Origin of the sequence: Sphingobacterium ginsenosidimutans (genome assembly GCF_039536865.1) — a bacterium.
Taxonomy (GTDB): domain Bacteria; phylum Bacteroidota; class Bacteroidia; order Sphingobacteriales; family Sphingobacteriaceae; genus Sphingobacterium; species Sphingobacterium detergens.
In genome coordinates, this window is the sequence record NZ_BAAAZK010000008.1 from 680,466 (window position 1) to 696,871 (window position 16,406).

General features: G+C 38.1%; 13 protein-coding genes. 3 read left to right on the plus strand and 10 right to left on the minus strand.

Annotation, left to right across the window (positions count from 1 at the left end; translation table 11 throughout):
• Nucleotides 1-49 precede the first annotated feature (49 nt).
• The gene (locus ABFX33_RS23195; RefSeq protein WP_257096266.1) at nucleotides 50-454 is read left to right on the plus strand and encodes a Dabb family protein; all 405 of its coding nucleotides are present in this window, start codon (nucleotides 50-52) and stop codon (nucleotides 452-454) included.
• Here the strand turns inward: ABFX33_RS23195 and ABFX33_RS23200 are convergent.
• Genes ABFX33_RS23200 through ABFX33_RS23225 form a run of 6 tightly spaced genes read right to left on the minus strand, consistent with a single transcriptional unit; the run spans nucleotide 447 to nucleotide 6,689 of the window.
• The gene (locus ABFX33_RS23200) at nucleotides 447-1,775 is read right to left on the minus strand and encodes a DUF58 domain-containing protein (RefSeq protein ID WP_346088563.1); all 1,329 of its coding nucleotides are present in this window, start codon (nucleotides 1,773-1,775) and stop codon (nucleotides 447-449) included. The two genes, ABFX33_RS23195 and ABFX33_RS23200, sit on opposite strands and share 8 nt — an antisense overlap.
• A complete protein-coding gene (locus ABFX33_RS23205) occupies nucleotides 1,775-2,764 on the minus strand; it encodes an AAA family ATPase (RefSeq protein ID WP_346088564.1) in 990 nt (329 codons plus the stop codon). The genes ABFX33_RS23200 and ABFX33_RS23205 overlap by 1 nt, the downstream gene beginning before the upstream one ends.
• A complete protein-coding gene (locus ABFX33_RS23210) occupies nucleotides 2,761-3,954 on the minus strand; it encodes a DUF4350 domain-containing protein (RefSeq protein ID WP_346088565.1) in 1,194 nt (397 codons plus the stop codon). Before ABFX33_RS23210 ends, ABFX33_RS23205 begins: the two co-directional genes overlap by 4 nt.
• Nucleotides 3,951-4,832: a DUF4129 domain-containing protein gene (locus tag ABFX33_RS23215; protein WP_346088566.1), complete on the minus strand. Its 882-nt coding sequence runs from the start codon at nucleotides 4,830-4,832 to the stop codon at nucleotides 3,951-3,953. The genes ABFX33_RS23210 and ABFX33_RS23215 overlap by 4 nt, the downstream gene beginning before the upstream one ends.
• Nucleotides 4,825-5,736, minus strand: coding sequence for an ABC transporter permease (locus ABFX33_RS23220; protein ID WP_346088568.1), 912 nt, complete (start codon nucleotides 5,734-5,736; stop codon nucleotides 4,825-4,827). Before ABFX33_RS23220 ends, ABFX33_RS23215 begins: the two co-directional genes overlap by 8 nt.
• Nucleotides 5,727-6,689, minus strand: coding sequence for a stage II sporulation protein M (locus tag ABFX33_RS23225; protein ID WP_346088570.1), 963 nt, complete (start codon nucleotides 6,687-6,689; stop codon nucleotides 5,727-5,729). Before ABFX33_RS23225 ends, ABFX33_RS23220 begins: the two co-directional genes overlap by 10 nt.
• A 29-nt stretch (nucleotides 6,690-6,718) precedes the next feature.
• Between ABFX33_RS23225 and ABFX33_RS23230 the strand changes: the two genes are divergently transcribed.
• Entirely contained in the window at nucleotides 6,719-7,450 is a 732-nt protein-coding gene (locus tag ABFX33_RS23230) for an RDD family protein (protein WP_346088572.1), read from the plus strand.
• A gap of 217 nt (nucleotides 7,451-7,667) precedes the next feature.
• Here ABFX33_RS23230 and fabD read toward each other — a convergent pair whose 3' ends face one another.
• The 3 genes from fabD to ABFX33_RS23245 all read right to left on the minus strand — a co-directional run bounded on the left by fabD (nucleotide 7,668) and on the right by ABFX33_RS23245 (nucleotide 13,002).
• Nucleotides 7,668-8,558: an ACP S-malonyltransferase gene (fabD, locus tag ABFX33_RS23235; RefSeq protein WP_257096240.1), complete on the minus strand. Its 891-nt coding sequence runs from the start codon at nucleotides 8,556-8,558 to the stop codon at nucleotides 7,668-7,670.
• Between the two features lie 99 nt (nucleotides 8,559-8,657).
• Complete coding sequence (locus tag ABFX33_RS23240; protein WP_346088574.1) at nucleotides 8,658-9,887, minus strand: M16 family metallopeptidase; 1,230 nt, start codon at nucleotides 9,885-9,887, stop codon at nucleotides 8,658-8,660.
• A 280-nt stretch (nucleotides 9,888-10,167) separates the two neighbouring features.
• Nucleotides 10,168-13,002, minus strand: a complete 2,835-nt coding sequence (locus ABFX33_RS23245) for an outer membrane beta-barrel protein (RefSeq protein ID WP_346088575.1) — start codon at nucleotides 13,000-13,002, stop codon at nucleotides 10,168-10,170.
• Between the two features lie 225 nt (nucleotides 13,003-13,227).
• Here ABFX33_RS23245 and ABFX33_RS23250 point away from each other — a divergent pair, with 225 nt between their 5' ends.
• On the plus strand, nucleotides 13,228-13,824 hold the full coding sequence (locus ABFX33_RS23250; protein ID WP_346088577.1) for a ribonuclease HII: 597 nt from the start codon (nucleotides 13,228-13,230) through the stop codon (nucleotides 13,822-13,824).
• 30 nt (nucleotides 13,825-13,854) lie between these two features.
• Here ABFX33_RS23250 and ABFX33_RS23255 read toward each other — a convergent pair whose 3' ends face one another.
• Entirely contained in the window at nucleotides 13,855-16,338 is a 2,484-nt protein-coding gene (locus tag ABFX33_RS23255) for a YfhO family protein (protein WP_346088579.1), read from the minus strand.
• Nucleotides 16,339-16,406: the final 68 nt, after the last annotated feature.

Below are 16,406 nucleotides of genomic sequence, written 5' to 3' on the forward strand. Positions count from 1 at the left end.
CAAATGTATCCCTTTTTTTGTACCTTACTATCTCTAAACCGCATCATAAATGAAAAGACGCAATTTTTTGCTTGCACCTATGGTGCTCGCCTCCGCACCAGCATGGGCAAATTCGGCGCAGTCAGATAACGACATGCACCCTAACACAATTATCCACGTTGTCAATTTTTGGCTGAAGGAAGATATCAGTGAAGAACGTAAAAAGGATTTTGTCGGATTTTTTGAAGAACTCAGAAAAATTGAAACAATTAAAACACTCAATTATGGAGTTCCTGCACAAACAACCGCGAGGCCCGTTGTTGATAATAGCTTCGATTATACATTAATTGTAACATTTAAAGACCTTAAAGATATTGGTATTTATGAAACCCACCCAATTCATCTAAAAGCCATTGAGAAATACCAACACTTTTGGACAAAAGTCATGGTGAAAGACACAACCATTATTAAATAAGTCCACGTGCCTTTATTTCTAAATATTTATTGATGGAATTTATAGTCAAATTTTCCGGAGCAGTGTAAATGGTCTGAAACCCATTACGGATCAGTTCCTGTACAATAAGTTGTTTCTCATAGATAAATTTTTCAGCAATAATTTGATTATAGATCTCAATCGTTTTTTTAGGTGAACTTTTAGCCAAATCTTCAACTTCAACATTTTTGAAGACCACCACAACAATGATATGACTCCTGTTTAACATCGACAGATAATTCATCTGTCTTCTTAGCGAGTCTAGCGTTTCAAAATTTGTATAGAGAAAGACCAACGAACGTTTATTAATATGTGCATTTGCATAACTATAAAGTTTCCCATATTCAGGCTCGTCAAATTTTGTAGTCACCTGATATAAAGCTTCCGAAATCTTGAGCATCTGATTATTCCTTTTTTCAGCCGGAATAAAAACGTTCACATCTTTTGAAAAGGTCAATAATCCAGCGCGATCTTGCTTTAGTATTGTTGCATTTGAAAGAACCAGGGAGGCATTGATTGCATAGTCCAATAGTGTCAACCCATCAAAGGGCATTCGCATGGCTCGCCCCAAGTCAATAAATGAATAGATCGGCTGTGACTTTTCCTCTTCATACTGATTGACCATTAGCTTTTTGGTTTTTGCTGTTGCCTTCCAATTCATACGACGATAATCATCGCCTTGAACATACTCACGAACATGGTCAAACTCCATTGCAGAACCGATACGGCGGATTCGCTTTATCCCCAATTCATTTAACCGATTGCTCGTTGCTAAGAGCTGATACTTTCTCAACTGAATATACGATGGATAACAAGGAATTTCTTGAACCTGGTTGGTCACAAATCTCCGTTTGAAAAACCCAAAACGTTTCACGAGTGCCATACATCGCCCAAACTGATATATCCCCCTTTGTGTTGGCCGCATCAAATAAGAGATTTCCGAACTTTGATACGCAGACAAACGGGTAGAAAATTCATTGTTACGAATTTGAAGTTGTATTGGAAATTCCTCTAGGATCTCTATAATAGTTGGAAATGGATAGAAGGAATTGACGATTAACTTCATCGGATTTTCATCCCCATTGGACAACTTCTCGGGGTATGCCCTTGTGATTTCAATACGGCCCTTGCCTGCAAATAATACAACGAAATCAAAAATCAACACAGCTAACCATAGCCAAAAGACAATCCATGCAACAATAAACAATCCCTTAATAAAAAAGGAAATTGCAAAAAGTGTTGCTATCCCCAATAGAGAATAGAAAAACTGATTGGTCAGAAAAAGCTGCTTTAATCTTCTCATTATCTTGGAATTTCTACCGTATTAATGATTTGGTCAATAACATAAGAAGTTGTAAAACCCTCCATTTCCCGTTCAGGAGTCAGCATAACACGATGTCCCAAGACCGCGGATGCAACCCTTCTAATATCTTCAGGTGTAACAAAATCTCTTCCACTTAATGCTGCAGACGCTTTGGCAGATTCCAATAAGGCAATAGAAGCCCGCGGTGAGGCTCCTAAAGTTAAGCTTGGATTGGTACGCGTCTTTATGATCACCTGAGCAATGTAGCTTAACAATTCTTCGTGTACGAAAATTGATTTGATAAGTCGTTGAAATGAAAAAATTTCTTCCGCTGAAACCACACTATTTACTTGATCCTCTTTATTGGATGCTTTCTGCGCATGATGCTCTTTCAAGATCTCCAGCTCCTGCTCAAGTTCTGGATAATTCACATTGATCTTAAAAAGAAAACGATCTAGTTGTGCTTCAGGCAATCGATAGGTTCCTTCGTGTTCGATCGGATTTTGCGTAGCAAATACAATAAATGGAACTGGCAAAATATAGGTATTTCCATCAACAGAAACTTGATGCTCAGCCATACTTTCGAAAAGTGCAGCTTGTGTTTTTGCTGGAGCACGATTGATCTCGTCAATCAAAACAATATTGGCAAAAATAGGACCTTTGCGAAATTCAAATTCGTTGCTTTTTAGATCCAAGATAGATGATCCCGTCACATCTGAAGGCATCAAATCTGGGGTGAACTGAATACGTTTAAAGTCACTGCTGATTGTCTTAGCTATTAATTTTGCTGATAAAGTCTTCGCTACACCAGGTAACCCTTCTATTAGCGAGTGCCCAGAAGCCAAAATCGAAATCAGTAACATATCAATCAGTTGATCCTGTCCGACAATAACCTTTTTTACCTCCAACTTTACTTGAGCCATTTTATCATACAAAACCGAAATATCAATTCGGTTTTCGAAAGATATATATTTATCGAAGTCACTCATATCATTTTTGCTTTATGTTTAAAATCTTCTATAATTTCATTAATCTGCCTTAATCCTGCCACATCATTCTGCTGTATTCCTTGCATGTGAATGATTAATCTGATTAGCTGTTGTGTTTCAGCTAGAGAGACTCCCGATCTCTCTGCCAATTCTTCACAGAAGCCCTCTTCTCTTAACGCTAAGGTATCCATATGAAAACGGGTTCGTATATCGTGTAAGAAATAATCTATTTTCTTATCAACCATATTGGCTGGTGTGCCGTTTTCGTAATATAATGTTGCAATTGTCTCACAAAACTCTTTGGAAAGATTGGGTTCCGGCTTAGCAATTTCCACTGCACGCTGCTCCCTTTTGCTCTTAAACGCAAGCAAAAGAACAAGTCCCCCCAAAAGCACATACCATGCTTGCCTTAATCCCGGATTGGTCAACAGAACCCGCAATGGAGTACGGTACTGAGCCGTATTCGCCTTAAAATCATACCATACAATAGGTTTATCATTTAAGTAAGATAATGATTTTGCGGCATACGCATATTGAGAGGCTGAATTCAGTAGATAATAATTTCCAAATAAATCTGGGGTCAGGTGCAAATAAAGTCTGCCCTTGCCAATCTGTACCTCAACAAAATTAGGTAGTAAATATTCCTGATAAGTGACCCCGCCCAGAATGGTTACATTCTTGGGTAGCTTACTAAAGACAGTACTTAAATCCGATTTTGCATAATGAATTTTACTATTATCGTTAGTCAGCTTGACTCTTAAATGGCTTTTAATATCAACGCCTTTTTTATAACCATAAAAATCAAATACCTTAATGGCCAAGGAATCCAAAAGATAATAATCAATCGTTTCAGCAATAATCATCGCCTTTCCTCCTCGAGACACATAGTCAAGTAATTTATTTTCCGCTGCTTCACCCAAGGAAAAATATGAAGTATAAAATAGAAGGTTCTTATCCGTTCCTTTCGTACTATCTAGATATTGATATAATGGACGCTTGAGATCCTCATTATGCTCATCAATAATATGTTTTAATTCATTTCTGAGCACGTATCCTCCAAAAGGATTTTTATCTTTCGCATCGAAAGTCCGATCCCAAATAATCGGTTTCTTGCTCGTCATGTCGATGATACCAATCAGTAACAGGACGATTCCCAATAATATCAATCCAAATTTTACTGATCCCTTCATGTAATTTGATTTTGATATTGGTTAAACAATTGTTCATACTGACTGAAATCTGAGGCATTTAATTCAAATTGCCCAAACCAGACATAGTCAAATATTCTGGTACATTCCTCGAATCCCTCACGTAAGGTATTATTCTGTATCTCATTAGCAAATTCAGCATTTGTTTTACTATGCTTCCACTTAATGTAACCTGTTTGCGCCAGTTTTTGAATATTCAATAATTGTAGATAGCGAATGCCCAGAGCATAATTTTTCTGTTCAACAGCATCATTAATATATTGTCTGAGATCGCTGTTCATCAAGTTCCTCTCCACATAAGCCAATGTATCCAAGACATCTTCTTCCCGCTCATGTTTAATGAAATATTGATTTTTATTATATAGCACTTTATAGAGAACAAAAGCCAATGCGATTAACGCAAAAAAAGCAAAAACATAACCAAATTCTTTATCAAATTTATACGGATTATCAGGCATTATATCTCCCAGCCATTCCGAAATGCGGGATAAAATACGTTGCAATACGCTTATCTTATCTTTGATATTCTCGGAATACACAAAATCATCACGTTCATATCGTTTGATAATTTCTGGATAGGGATCCATCTTAAATACCCTCTCCTGACTATATTTAGGAATAGAATCAAATAAATGGGGATCCCAAAGTGCATTGTCACTATTGTCAGCTTTTGTCATTGCAACAGAATCCATTGCTGCAGAGTCTAGGGTGATACCCACAGAATCCAACAGGGAGGCAATAGAATCAACTGCCACCGAGTCCACGGTATAAGTTTCCGATTTCTCAGTTGTCGGTTTCGGATCGCAGCCGCCTAGTGACAGCATAAATACAAAAGAAACAACGAATAATATTCTATTCATTCTTGCCTCCAATCTGATCAATTATACCATAAATACGTTCACCAAATTTGAGATCCTTTGCCGTTTCATAAATTATACCATTGGCCAATACACCTGCCATATATAAGAAAAGGGTAAACAATGTAATAAACATCCCTCCCAAAGTCATTAACAGTTTTCCCCAGGACGAATCAAAGAAAGCTGCGTCCAATCCCAAAAAATTGTAAGATATAAGGGAAATAATTATCATGGGAATTATAGAAATCATCATGATGGCCATCTGGAAGATAAAATTGACGATATAGGTCGCAACCCCATATTGGATCAGCTTTTTACTCAGCATAACATAGGAATCAGTAAAACAGCTTCCCAATTCAGAATACCCCTCACGGTAGAACAAAAATGAGCTAAACAACCAGATTCCTACGATTGACATCAATATACCAATCGCAAAACTCCCAATAAACGGAATAAAAGCGGAGAGGATCGCAACAATTGCGAGTGGTATCGAAACAACGATCAACGCCAAAACCATCGCAAATAAAAACATAAAATACCGACCTATATTTGCTCTAAAATTTTGTAGGACCTCTTTTCCTGTAAATAATGTGTTTTTACGTTCTTTCAGAAGAATAAAATATTCAATAGAAATACCATAAACATATAAACCAAGCCCAATTAATGCTAGAATCAGTAATCCGGCCCAAGTGAATCCATCAATATCTTCGAATGAGCTACTGCTTGCAGAAAAGGTGATTTTTGTAGAAAGAAAATAATATACCAATGCTATTCCAGCTAACGGCAATGCAGACAGGCCAAATATTGTCGTCACAAAATGTTTATAGATCAATTTAAAAAGGTCTATAAAGTTCTGGACAAAATCGCCTATCTTTCGTTCTTTCTGAAACTCAAATTCTACTTCCATTGAAACCGTTTTGCTAATCGATAGGGGTTAATAACATAAAAGAATAAGATAGCGATCAATGATAGGAGTATGATGAATAGACTAAGCCATATCGACACATCATAGTATCTAGTTACAAAGCCCTCCAATGTGCCCGCGACAATAAAAAAGGGTATTGTACTAACCAGTACTTTCATAGCAATCTTTGCTGTCTGAACAAAAGAAGCCATCCGAGTATAAGATCGTGGGAACAAGATACTATTTCCAATCGCCAGTCCACAGCCTCCTGCAACGATGATCACCGAGATTTCGATAGTTCCATGAATCCAAATAGCTGACATTGCTTTTCCCATTACACCATATTGGAAGAACATCTGATGAAAAGCACCCAGCATAATACCATTGCTAAACAATATATAACCCGTGCCAATACTCAGAAACAACCCCAATGCAAAAGCCATAAAAGCGACACGCACATTATTGATCGTAATCCAGATCGCCGAACCGAAATTACTTCCTTTACCATAAACTGCGGCAGGATCACCGGCTTTAATGCTCTCGATCGTTGAATCAACATAAAAATCGCCTAAGATCAGCCGAATAAAATCTATATCATACATCGCTGAAAGAAAGCCAATCGCCGATGCGAGTATAAAAATCAATAAGGAGTAACAAAGCTGCCGACGTATAGACCAAATTGCCTGAGGAATCTCTTCGTTAATAAAAGATTTAAATTTATTGTTAGAGGCCTTGCGATCTTTATAGATTTTTTGATGAGCTGTTACAGCAAGTTCATTTAAGTAACTTCGAACCTTACTATCGGGATAAAATGTTTGTGCGTAAGCCAGATCATTTGTCAGCTCAATATAATTTGAAGCCAGTTCGTCTGGATCAACCTGCATATTAATTGACAAATTATTTTCAATTAACGTCCATTTTTCTTTATTTCGTTCTACAAATGATGCTTCTCTCATTAATTTTTTTAACTGGCTAAACCAAATATATGAATAAGCTTGAGATAAACACAGCACAAAATGTAAAAATCCAGTATAATCTTGCTAGCCTAGGTTCGAGGATGATCGCATTTGCAATAGATTACTTTATTATCGTGTGTTACTTTTTCTTTTGCATGTTTCTGTTGGATGCATTAGATATCACGAGTAGAGACCCTTATCTTTTCTACGGTATTATTATGGGGATGACGCTACCTGCATTTTTTTACACCTTGATTACTGAAACGGCATTTGGCGGTCAAACCATTGGTAAAAAGATCATGAAAATAAAAGTAGTGAAGCTCGATGGCTCTCGTGCTGACTTTTATCAGTATCTATCACGATGGACATTATCAATAGTAGATATATGGATGACAATGGGTGGTATTGCGATTACTGCTATTGTCCTATCCAAAAATGGTCAACGCATTGGAGATATCGCCGGAGAAACATCTGTCATTAGTTTGAAGCCTAGTTTGAAGCTCAGTGATACGATTTATGAAGAGACATTTGAAAATCATCCTATTTTATTCCCTCAAGTCATTAAGTTGAGCGACAAAGATGCGAACGCGATCAAAGAGGTTTATCAAACAGCATTTGAAAGAAGAGATGTAGGAATACTGACAGCCTTGGTGCAGCGTCTCGAAACGGTTATGGAAGTTAAACATCCTGAAAAAATGACACCTAATGATTTCGTTTTACAGGTTATGAAAGATCATTACAGCATGTTTAAGGACAAATAGACTTAATAATTTGCTATATAAACTTTGCTTTTAATTAAGCAATTGGTATTAACCAGAAGTACTACGACTTTTATACCCTAGCAACCGAAGAAGCACCTTAGAAGGCAAAGTTTATGCGCCCTCAATTCATGTTTTGTAAAGAAGAAACGGTGAGATTTTAAGTATAAGAAAAGGGCCGAATAATCGGCCCTTGATATCCTTTTAGCTAGGACAACTCTTAAGCTGTTACCGAAGCAGCAGAAGTTTGTACCTGACGATCTACTTTCTTAACTAAACCTTGCAAGACATTTCCCGGTCCGACCTCTACAAATGCAGTAGCACCGTCCGCAAGTATATTTTGTACAGTCTGTGTCCAACGGACGGCCCCGGTCAACTGTGCAATCAGATTTTGCTTAATAATAGCGGGTTCCGTTTGTGGCTTTGCGTCAATATTTTGATAAATAGGGCATCTTGGCGATAAAATATCAGTCGCTTCAATGGCAGCCTGTAATTCTACTTTTGCAGATTCCATCAATGGCGAGTGGAATGCACCACCTACATTTAATTTTAAAGCTCTTTTCGCTCCTGCTTCAGTCAATAAGGCACAAGCTTTATCTACACCCTCAATTGATCCTGAAATAACCAATTGTCCTGGACAATTGTAATTTGCAGCTACAACCACTTCATCCACTTTAGCGCAAATTTCTTCCACAACAGCATCTTCTAAACCCAAAATAGCCGCCATTGTTGAAGGTTGCAATTCACATGCTTTTTGCATAGCATTCGCACGTTGTGACACCAATTTCAATCCATCTTCGAAACTCAAAGCTCCTGCTGCAACCAATGCCGAAAACTCACCTAAGGAGTGTCCTGCCACCATATCTGGCTGAAATGAGTCTCCCAAAGCTTTGGCTAAAATAACAGAATGCAGAAAAATTGCAGGTTGTGTTACATTGGTTTGTTTCAACTCTTCGTCCGTACCGGAAAACATAATATCCGTGATACGAAATCCTAAAATATCATTAGCCTTTTCGAACAAAGCTTTTGTTTCTTCATTTAAGTTATACAGGTCTTGTCCCATCCCAACAAATTGGGCTCCTTGACCGGGAAATACATATGCTGTTTTCATCTGTTATATTTTTTTCTTTAATGGCTGATGAGAGCTCGCAAGCTCGGTTTCATATTTAAGAATTACTGCAACCGCAAATATATAGAATTCTATCAAATATTAATCTTCGGGAACAAAACTCAATGACAGCATCTTCCTGGGATCAAAGACATCCTGGGCAATGGCTAAAAGACTAGTGTTATCTAAATGCTGGATTTTTTCGATCACTTCATCCAATAATATAACACGATTATAATCCATCACATTTTTAGCCGCCGAAATAATCATACTCATCCGATTTTCTTCTGTTAAAGCAATTTGACCGATAAACTTCTGTTTTGCTTTCTTCAGTTTAACATCGGATAGGGATTGATCGCACATTTTAAATAGCTCTTTAAACACCAACTTTTTTGCTTTTTCAACCTTTTCTTCATCGGTTCCAAGATAAATACTAAATAACCCTGTATCCGAAAAGATCGTGTAATTAGATTCGATGGTGTAGGCAATTCCATATTTTTCCCGAATGGAGAGATTAAGGATAGATCCCATCCCCATTCCTCCCAACATATTATTCAGAAGTAACAATCCTGTTTTGCGTTCGTCACGATAGTCATAGGCCAATGAGCCCAGCATATAGTGCACTTGATTAATTGGTTTGGGAATTTCAATATGCTGTTCTATAATTGGACTAACATCATTTCTCGTACGCGAAATAGTATTTTGCGTTATTCCTCCAAAGACTTTATGCAATAACTTTTCGACCTCTTTAAGCCTGTAATTACCAGTAATACCGATAACCATTTCATGAGTATCGTAATTAGATTTCATAAAATCTGTAATATCATTCTTTTGTAATGCTAGAAGTTGATCTTCAAGCCCCAGGATGTTATGTCCCAAACCCGATCCTCGAAATACAAGATCTTCAAAATCATCGACGATAGATTCTTCCGGACTATCCAGATAAGATGCCATTTCATCGACAATAACCGATTTTTCCTTGTCCATCTCCACCTCAGGAAAAGTAGAATGAAAGAAAATATCCTCAAATAGATCCAGCGCTCTATTGAGATAAGGCTGTAGTATAGATGCATGAACACAAGTATATTCTTTTGTTGTATAAGCGTTCAGATCTCCTCCGACAGACTCCAAATAATCAATAATCTGTTGCGTTGAACGTTTCTCGGTTCGTTTAAATAAAAGATGTTCAATAAAATGAGCTACACCAAACTTACCCTCGGATTCGTCCCGTGACCCTGCATTAATAACCATACACACATGGGTTATTGGCAAATTTTGATATTGGAACACCACACGGATTCCATTTGAAAGTCTAATGATTTCGTACTCCATTCAGTTTATGAAATTTCTTTAATTGATCTATTCTCACTTCTCTAATGCATTTCCCCCTCACAAACCGGCCAAGCTTTCCTTATTTATGATAATTGGCGAAAAGATCGTCCATCTATATTTACAGTCAGCCCGTTATTGCAACAATAGCGCAAACATATTGTATGCCATAGGTCAAACTTAACCATTTTGGTGAATTTTCAGCAAAACTAGGGATTTTTAAACGCAAAACGGTCATAGCGAAATCACTATAACCGTTTTTTAGCTAGCTTTTTTGTTCGGCTTACATACGGGGTCTTCTCATACCTCCATGAAAGTCATCTCCTTGTGGTGTCCCCATTGCAAACTTCTGGAATTTATAGGTGAATAACAGCATGAAATAACGTCCGAGGCGATTCGTGCGACTATCCATGATCATGGATTCGTTCACTGTTCTAGATACATTGGTCTGTTCGTTCAGCAAATCAAATGCCTGCAGACGTATAGTACCGCGTTGTTCCTTTAAGAACTTTTGCTCAACATAAGTATTGATAACAAATGGATTTGCATTGATTCCCGCACCATAACCACTATTAAACTGTTTTGATAGATCTGCCCCAAAAATTGTTGTCGGTGTAATATTTATTGAACCAATCAAAGTCGGTGTCCAAGAAGAAACATTGGTTGTTCGATTTGTCAATGAATTTTCCGTATGATTGTATTGATAACGAACACCAGGATTTATTTCTAGATTTTCGGAAGGATTATACCGAAACATCAAACCCTGATTAAATACAATATTGCGGGCAATATTTTTTTGACCAATATTATCATCCTTCTCCGTAGAAATATAACCTATGTTTTTGTTATAAGAAACTCCTCCCATCAACATAATATTGTAGGTTTTTTCTTTCAGTGATTTCCCATAGTGATAAAAAGAACTAACATTAAATGGTTTGTCATTAGTTTCATTCAAATACCGTGTTTCGGAAATTAAGGTGGAATTTGTTTGTCCCGTCTGATAATCTATTAAATCATCAAAATAACTCTTGCTAAGGCTCACAATTTTATTATTTGTCAGGCCAGCATTGACAAAAGCGAAGAAGTTATTCCCTTTCTGAAAATCATTTTTGCGAAAACGCATATTCAATTGGTGGCTAAACTCGGGATTTAGATTTGCATTACCGATTACTATACTCGTACGATTTGTACTCATATCAAAGGGTAGAATCTGGGTAACTGACGGTTCATTTGGCGTGCCGGAATAGTTCACAGAAATATTGGATTGACGAGAGAACTTATACTCAAATCGCGCAATTGGCATCCAATTCATATTGTTGCGATGTATTGGAACAATTAATCCCGAACTGATTGCATCCCCCCGCAATTGAGACGGTTGTGCAGCTGCCCCAATGGAATAGGTGATTTTATCGCCATTGTATAAATAATTCGCACCTACTTTATGTGTTGAGAAAGAATAATCATAATTATAGTCAAAATTCAATTTAGGATCATCAGCAATTAGCTCCCCAGCCATATTACGACCTTCCTGTCTATTGGAATTATCATATTTATTCTTGTTGAAATCATAGGTAAACTCTAATCTTCCTTTTTCTGAAAGTGGCTCTGTATAGTTCAATGAAGCCCCTGCGTTCCAGCTTTTATTGCTGGCCTCTAAAATCGTTTTCTCATAAATCGAACTTAAAGGAGCATCTGCATTATTGGGATCTGCCAATAACCTATCCAAGATTGCGTTTTGATCTTTTTCTGTTTTTGCGTTATTGAAGTTCATATTTACAAAAACATTTCTTCCTTTATCATTCAGTTTACGATTGTATAATCCGCTGACACCAAATCGAGGAGCCGTCGAATTAGCGATAATATCCTGTTTTTGTGAATTGTTAAATGCGTTATTGCGATAGGTAGTTGATTCAGAAAATGTTGTTACATCACTTTTATCATAACCAAACTGTGGTGAGATTTTAATATAGTCATTGGCTGAGGGCTTCCACTCCACATTTGCCTCGAAGCGATGACTACCACCAATCGTATTGCTATTAGAAGTAACACTATCTGTTTGCATGATATTGGGAAGCGTATTTTCCTGAAATCGCTGTGACAATGTTGTATTATTGCTGTGGCTATAGCTATAGCTACCATAAGCAGTCAGCTTATCAGAAAAATCTTTGCGAAAATTAAGGCCAATGGAACCTATCTTAGTCAGGCCATCTGAACCACCAAACATACCACCACCACGGCGTCCACCGCCACCTTGACCCCGTCGAGCACCACCACCTGTTGTGTTGAAATCAAACAAGGGTGCATTGGTATTGTTTAAGTTTCCTAGTACAGAAATCTGCTCTCCTTCGCGCATCCCCATCCACATTCCTGTTGCCTGATAACGATCCTCTGTACCATAACCGGCACGGAGCGTTGTCATATGACCTTGGTTATATTTGGGATCGATCTGAATGTTTAGTACTTTTTCGGAATCGCCGTTCTTGTTCCCTGTAATATTGGCCATATCACCATAATCATCGATGATCTGCATTTTCTGGATAATATTTGCGGGAAGATTTTGCGTAGCCGTTTTTACATCGCCACCGAAGAAGTCCTTTCCATTGATACGAACACGCTTCACCGATTCGCCCTGTGCGGTAACATTCCCATCTTTATCTACCTCCACGCCCTGCAATTTTTTTAATGCGTCTTCCGCAACGGATCCCTCGCGCAACTTCAGATCCTTCATCGTGTACTCCAGCGTATCACTTTTCACAACAACGGTAGGCACCCCATCCACAACAACCTCCTCAAGCATCTGCGAATTCTGCTGCAAGGTCAAACTTGGGATAATGTATTTTACCTCTCCCTTAGGAAAATCAAACTCCTTTTCAAAACGTTCAAATCCTAAATTAGAAACGGTAATCTTAAACGTATCCGCCTTGATCTTATCAAAGATAAAAATACCGGCCATATTTGAACCTGCTACCATAGAATCCAATTTTGAAGTCAACTTAACTGTTGCTCCAGCGACAACTCGGTTCTTGTCGTCTTTCAACATTCCTTGTACGCTTCTCGTCTGGCCATATACAGTCCATCCAGTTAACATACTCAACAAAAAAAGCATAAAGCCTCTCATAACATCTATTTTTATATTTCTATAGTTGACAAATTATTTGACCGAATGCCCCAGTTTAAGTTTAACCAAGCCCTCTTCATTTCTATTCACAACAGCGCATTCTAAATCTTTACAAAAGAAGATATTATTAGTGTTAATTAATGTAAAAGGGCATTATTCACACAGAAGTTACAATGCATAACTCTAAATTTATTTGTACTTTCGTTCATTTACAGAACTAGAAAGATGCTATTATCATATTATCAAGATCAACAGGTTGAAGCTGGATGTGACGAGGCTGGCAGAGGCTGTTTGGCAGGCCCAGTCTTCGCTGCAGCAGTAATTTTCCCAGCTGATTATCATCATGAGTTGCTCAACGATTCGAAAAAATTAAGCGAAAAAAAACGGATGGCATTGCGTCCGATTATTGAACGGGAAGCACTGGCCTATGCTGTAGCGAGTGTTTCAGCGGAAGAAATTGACCGCATCAATATTCACAATGCCAGTTATCTTGCCATGCACAAAGCTTTAGATATGCTACAGATAAAAGCGGAATATATTATTGTGGACGGGAACAGATTTATTCCTTACCAAGAAACACCCCATGCGTGCATCGTAAAGGGCGATGGAAAATATCTTTCTATTGCAGCAGCCTCCATCTTGGCCAAAACCTACCGCGACGAATACATGGACAATATTGCTTCGGATTATCCCGCTTATGATTGGCTTAATAACAAAGGCTATCCGACCATAAAGCATCGGACTGCAGTGCTCGAATATGGTTCGACACCACATCATAGAAAAAGCTTTAGAATAACTGACCCACAGCTCAAATTATTCTAAAGCTTCAACTTTTGAAAAAGAAACAGCTTCCTATGCGGCTGTTTCTTTTTTTGTCTCCCGTAGTGAGAAGTATGCTGCAGCAGCTATTCCTAATCCGAGGATAATCGATGATATTAAAGTCAAAAGATTACCCATCTTATGTGATTCTGGATCAAAGACAAATTCGACTTTATGTGTTCCTGATGGCAACTGTAAGGCTCTCAACAAATAATCTGCACGGATAATTGGTATTTCCTTTCCATCGACATAAGCCTTCCATCCTTTATCATAAAACACTTCAGAGAATACCGCAAATGCGTCATTGGTAGCCGTATATTCATACTGCATTTTATCAGGATGATACGATGTCAGTTTAATTTCCCCTGTTGTAGCCGCGCTCGAAGTTTTTGCTTTGATTTCATTCTGGTATTGCTGATTCACAAAAGCTTCTTTACGTGGATCAAAAGAGCTGATCGCTTGCATTTCCTCCGCATTTCCTTTTACAAAAGTCACCTTGTCTACAAACCAAGCATTTCCAGCCGCAGTGCTCCGTCGCACAATACGCTGCGATTGATTCTGAGGATCTGTTGTGATCAAATAACGCACATTGAACATATCCAGCACGTCTTCATTAAGCGCCCCATTGAATTGGTTCTCTAAAATCTCCTGAAAACGCATTAATTTAGCAGCATGATAGCCTCCTAACGATTTATGGAAATACGAAGGGCGGGCATCAGAGAATGGATCAGTCGTCAAGTCAAGGACGCGATAACTTGGATCCTTATCCATCAAAATTAATTGATCAACTTCGCGTTGCTGAAATACCTGCTGGGCAGTCGCGCCTTTCTCCATAAACGACTTATCATTCAAAAAGCGTTTATCTACGCTCCACAAATCGAATAAGAATAAGATAAGCAAGGTCCCCAATAAAACGCCTTCATTAAGCTTTTTCTTAAGGTAAAACCAAATAAGTCCGAATGTAAGCAAAATAATCACAAAGGAACGGTAAGCATCTTTACTCGCGATATCCTTACGATCCAAAACCAATTGATTCACCAACTCTGTTGCTATAGATTTATCGCCAATTTGCTGGGGTTGAGCATAGTACTCTATTAAATTATTATGACCTGCATTTCTGAAGTTCAAGAACAAATCCGGCATCAAACCAATCAGCAGACAAACACCCCCCACACCTGCAAAAGTATATAGTACTTTCTTATCCAGATTTGGAATTTCTTTGGCTCGTGTCAGCAGTTCATTCACTGTCATAATGGCCATCAATGGTACCGTGATTGAAACAAGAACCAAGATGGATTCAACAGCCCTAAACTTGTTGTACATCGGGAAATAATCAAAGAATAAATCAGAGACCAATGTAAAATTCTTTCCAAATGACAAAAGTAATGCTAATACCGTGGTCGTTAATATCCACCATTTGAAACGGTCTTTAACAATGACAAGGCCCAATATGAACAGGAAGAAAACACCAGCTCCAAAATACCAAGGCCCCGAAGTAAAACGTTTGTCACCCCAATATGTTGGCATACTTTGCGCTATCTGTCCAGCTTGCACAGTTGACATCCCCTTGTCCGTAAAAAATTTGGCAACATGTGATTTTTCGTCCAATTGACCACCACTAGCTCCGCCATAAGCATTAGGAATCATAAAAGTCATGGTCTCGCCAACACCTTGGCTCCATTCATAAGCATATTCTTTATCAAGTCCTTTTGCTTTTGCATTATTATTGTCAACCTTCGTAATATTCGCATGGCCACGTGTACTTAGCTTACTGTACTCCCAAGTAGGCAATAAAATGGAAGCGTTGACCATTAAAGCAATGATAACCGCAATCACCTGTCTGCCGGAGGCAATAGAGAACTCCTTTATTTGTTTTTGTTTGATTGCATCTACTAAGGCAAAAATAACGTAGACCATCAGCGCCATTAACAAGTAATAAGTCGTCTGTAAGTGATTGACACGTATTTCCAAGGAAAGAAATAACGCCAACAGTACTGGTCCCCATAACTTACTCCCGCGATAACACATAATCACCGCTGCAATAACAGGCGGTATAAAGGCGATTGCATTTGCCCTGGTAATATGTCCAGCTTCAATATAAATAAAGTTGTAGGAAGTAAAGGCTATTGCAACTGCGCCCACCGCAGCAAGCCAGGGTTTGATGCGTAATACGCTAAAAAGAAAGTAGGCCCCCAATAGATAAAACAACACCGTGTCCATCGGACTTGGAAAGGCAAACTTCACCGCTTTCAACAAGTAGGTACCAATATTATTTTCATTTGCCTGCCAGATTTGATAGGTAGGCATTCCTCCAAACATAGAATTCGTCCATAAAGGCGCCTTTCCATCTTTGGCTTTATAATCAAATAATTCTTTTTGTCCAGCTTGCGCCTGTACTACATCTGATTGGGCAAGTGTCTTTCCCTGCCAAACGGGTGTGAAATAAAAAAATACGAGCGCAATAAATACCGCAATAACGATCAAATGTGCTGAATTCGCCTTAAACCAATTTTTCATTTATCCTCTTAGGTTGTTTAAAAGTCTTAAAAGCCAAACTTAGATAAATTTGTTTTTATATACAATTA

Bases quoted from the DNA above. Each gene is read 5' to 3' on its own strand.
- ABFX33_RS23250 (WP_346088577.1), top strand. From the start codon at position 13,228: ATGCTATTATCATATTATCAAGATCAACAGGTTGAAGCTGGATGTGAC.
- ABFX33_RS23220 (WP_346088568.1), bottom strand. From the start codon at position 5,736: ATGGAAGTAGAATTTGAGTTTCAGAAAGAACGAAAGATAGGCGATTTT.
- ABFX33_RS23210 (WP_346088565.1), bottom strand. From the start codon at position 3,954: ATGAAGGGATCAGTAAAATTTGGATTGATATTATTGGGAATCGTCCTG.
- ABFX33_RS23240 (WP_346088574.1), bottom strand. From the start codon at position 9,887: ATGGAGTACGAAATCATTAGACTTTCAAATGGAATCCGTGTGGTGTTC.
- ABFX33_RS23205 (WP_346088564.1), bottom strand. From the start codon at position 2,764: ATGAGTGACTTCGATAAATATATATCTTTCGAAAACCGAATTGATATT.
- ABFX33_RS23215 (WP_346088566.1), bottom strand. From the start codon at position 4,832: ATGAATAGAATATTATTCGTTGTTTCTTTTGTATTTATGCTGTCACTA.
- ABFX33_RS23245 (WP_346088575.1), bottom strand. From the start codon at position 13,002: ATGAGAGGCTTTATGCTTTTTTTGTTGAGTATGTTAACTGGATGGACT.
- fabD (WP_257096240.1), bottom strand. From the start codon at position 8,558: ATGAAAACAGCATATGTATTTCCCGGTCAAGGAGCCCAATTTGTTGGG.
- ABFX33_RS23230 (WP_346088572.1), top strand. From the start codon at position 6,719: ATGAATAAGCTTGAGATAAACACAGCACAAAATGTAAAAATCCAGTAT.
- ABFX33_RS23225 (WP_346088570.1), bottom strand. From the start codon at position 6,689: ATGAGAGAAGCATCATTTGTAGAACGAAATAAAGAAAAATGGACGTTA.
- ABFX33_RS23255 (WP_346088579.1), bottom strand. From the start codon at position 16,338: ATGAAAAATTGGTTTAAGGCGAATTCAGCACATTTGATCGTTATTGCG.
- ABFX33_RS23200 (WP_346088563.1), bottom strand. From the start codon at position 1,775: ATGAGAAGATTAAAGCAGCTTTTTCTGACCAATCAGTTTTTCTATTCT.
- ABFX33_RS23195 (WP_257096266.1), top strand. From the start codon at position 50: ATGAAAAGACGCAATTTTTTGCTTGCACCTATGGTGCTCGCCTCCGCA.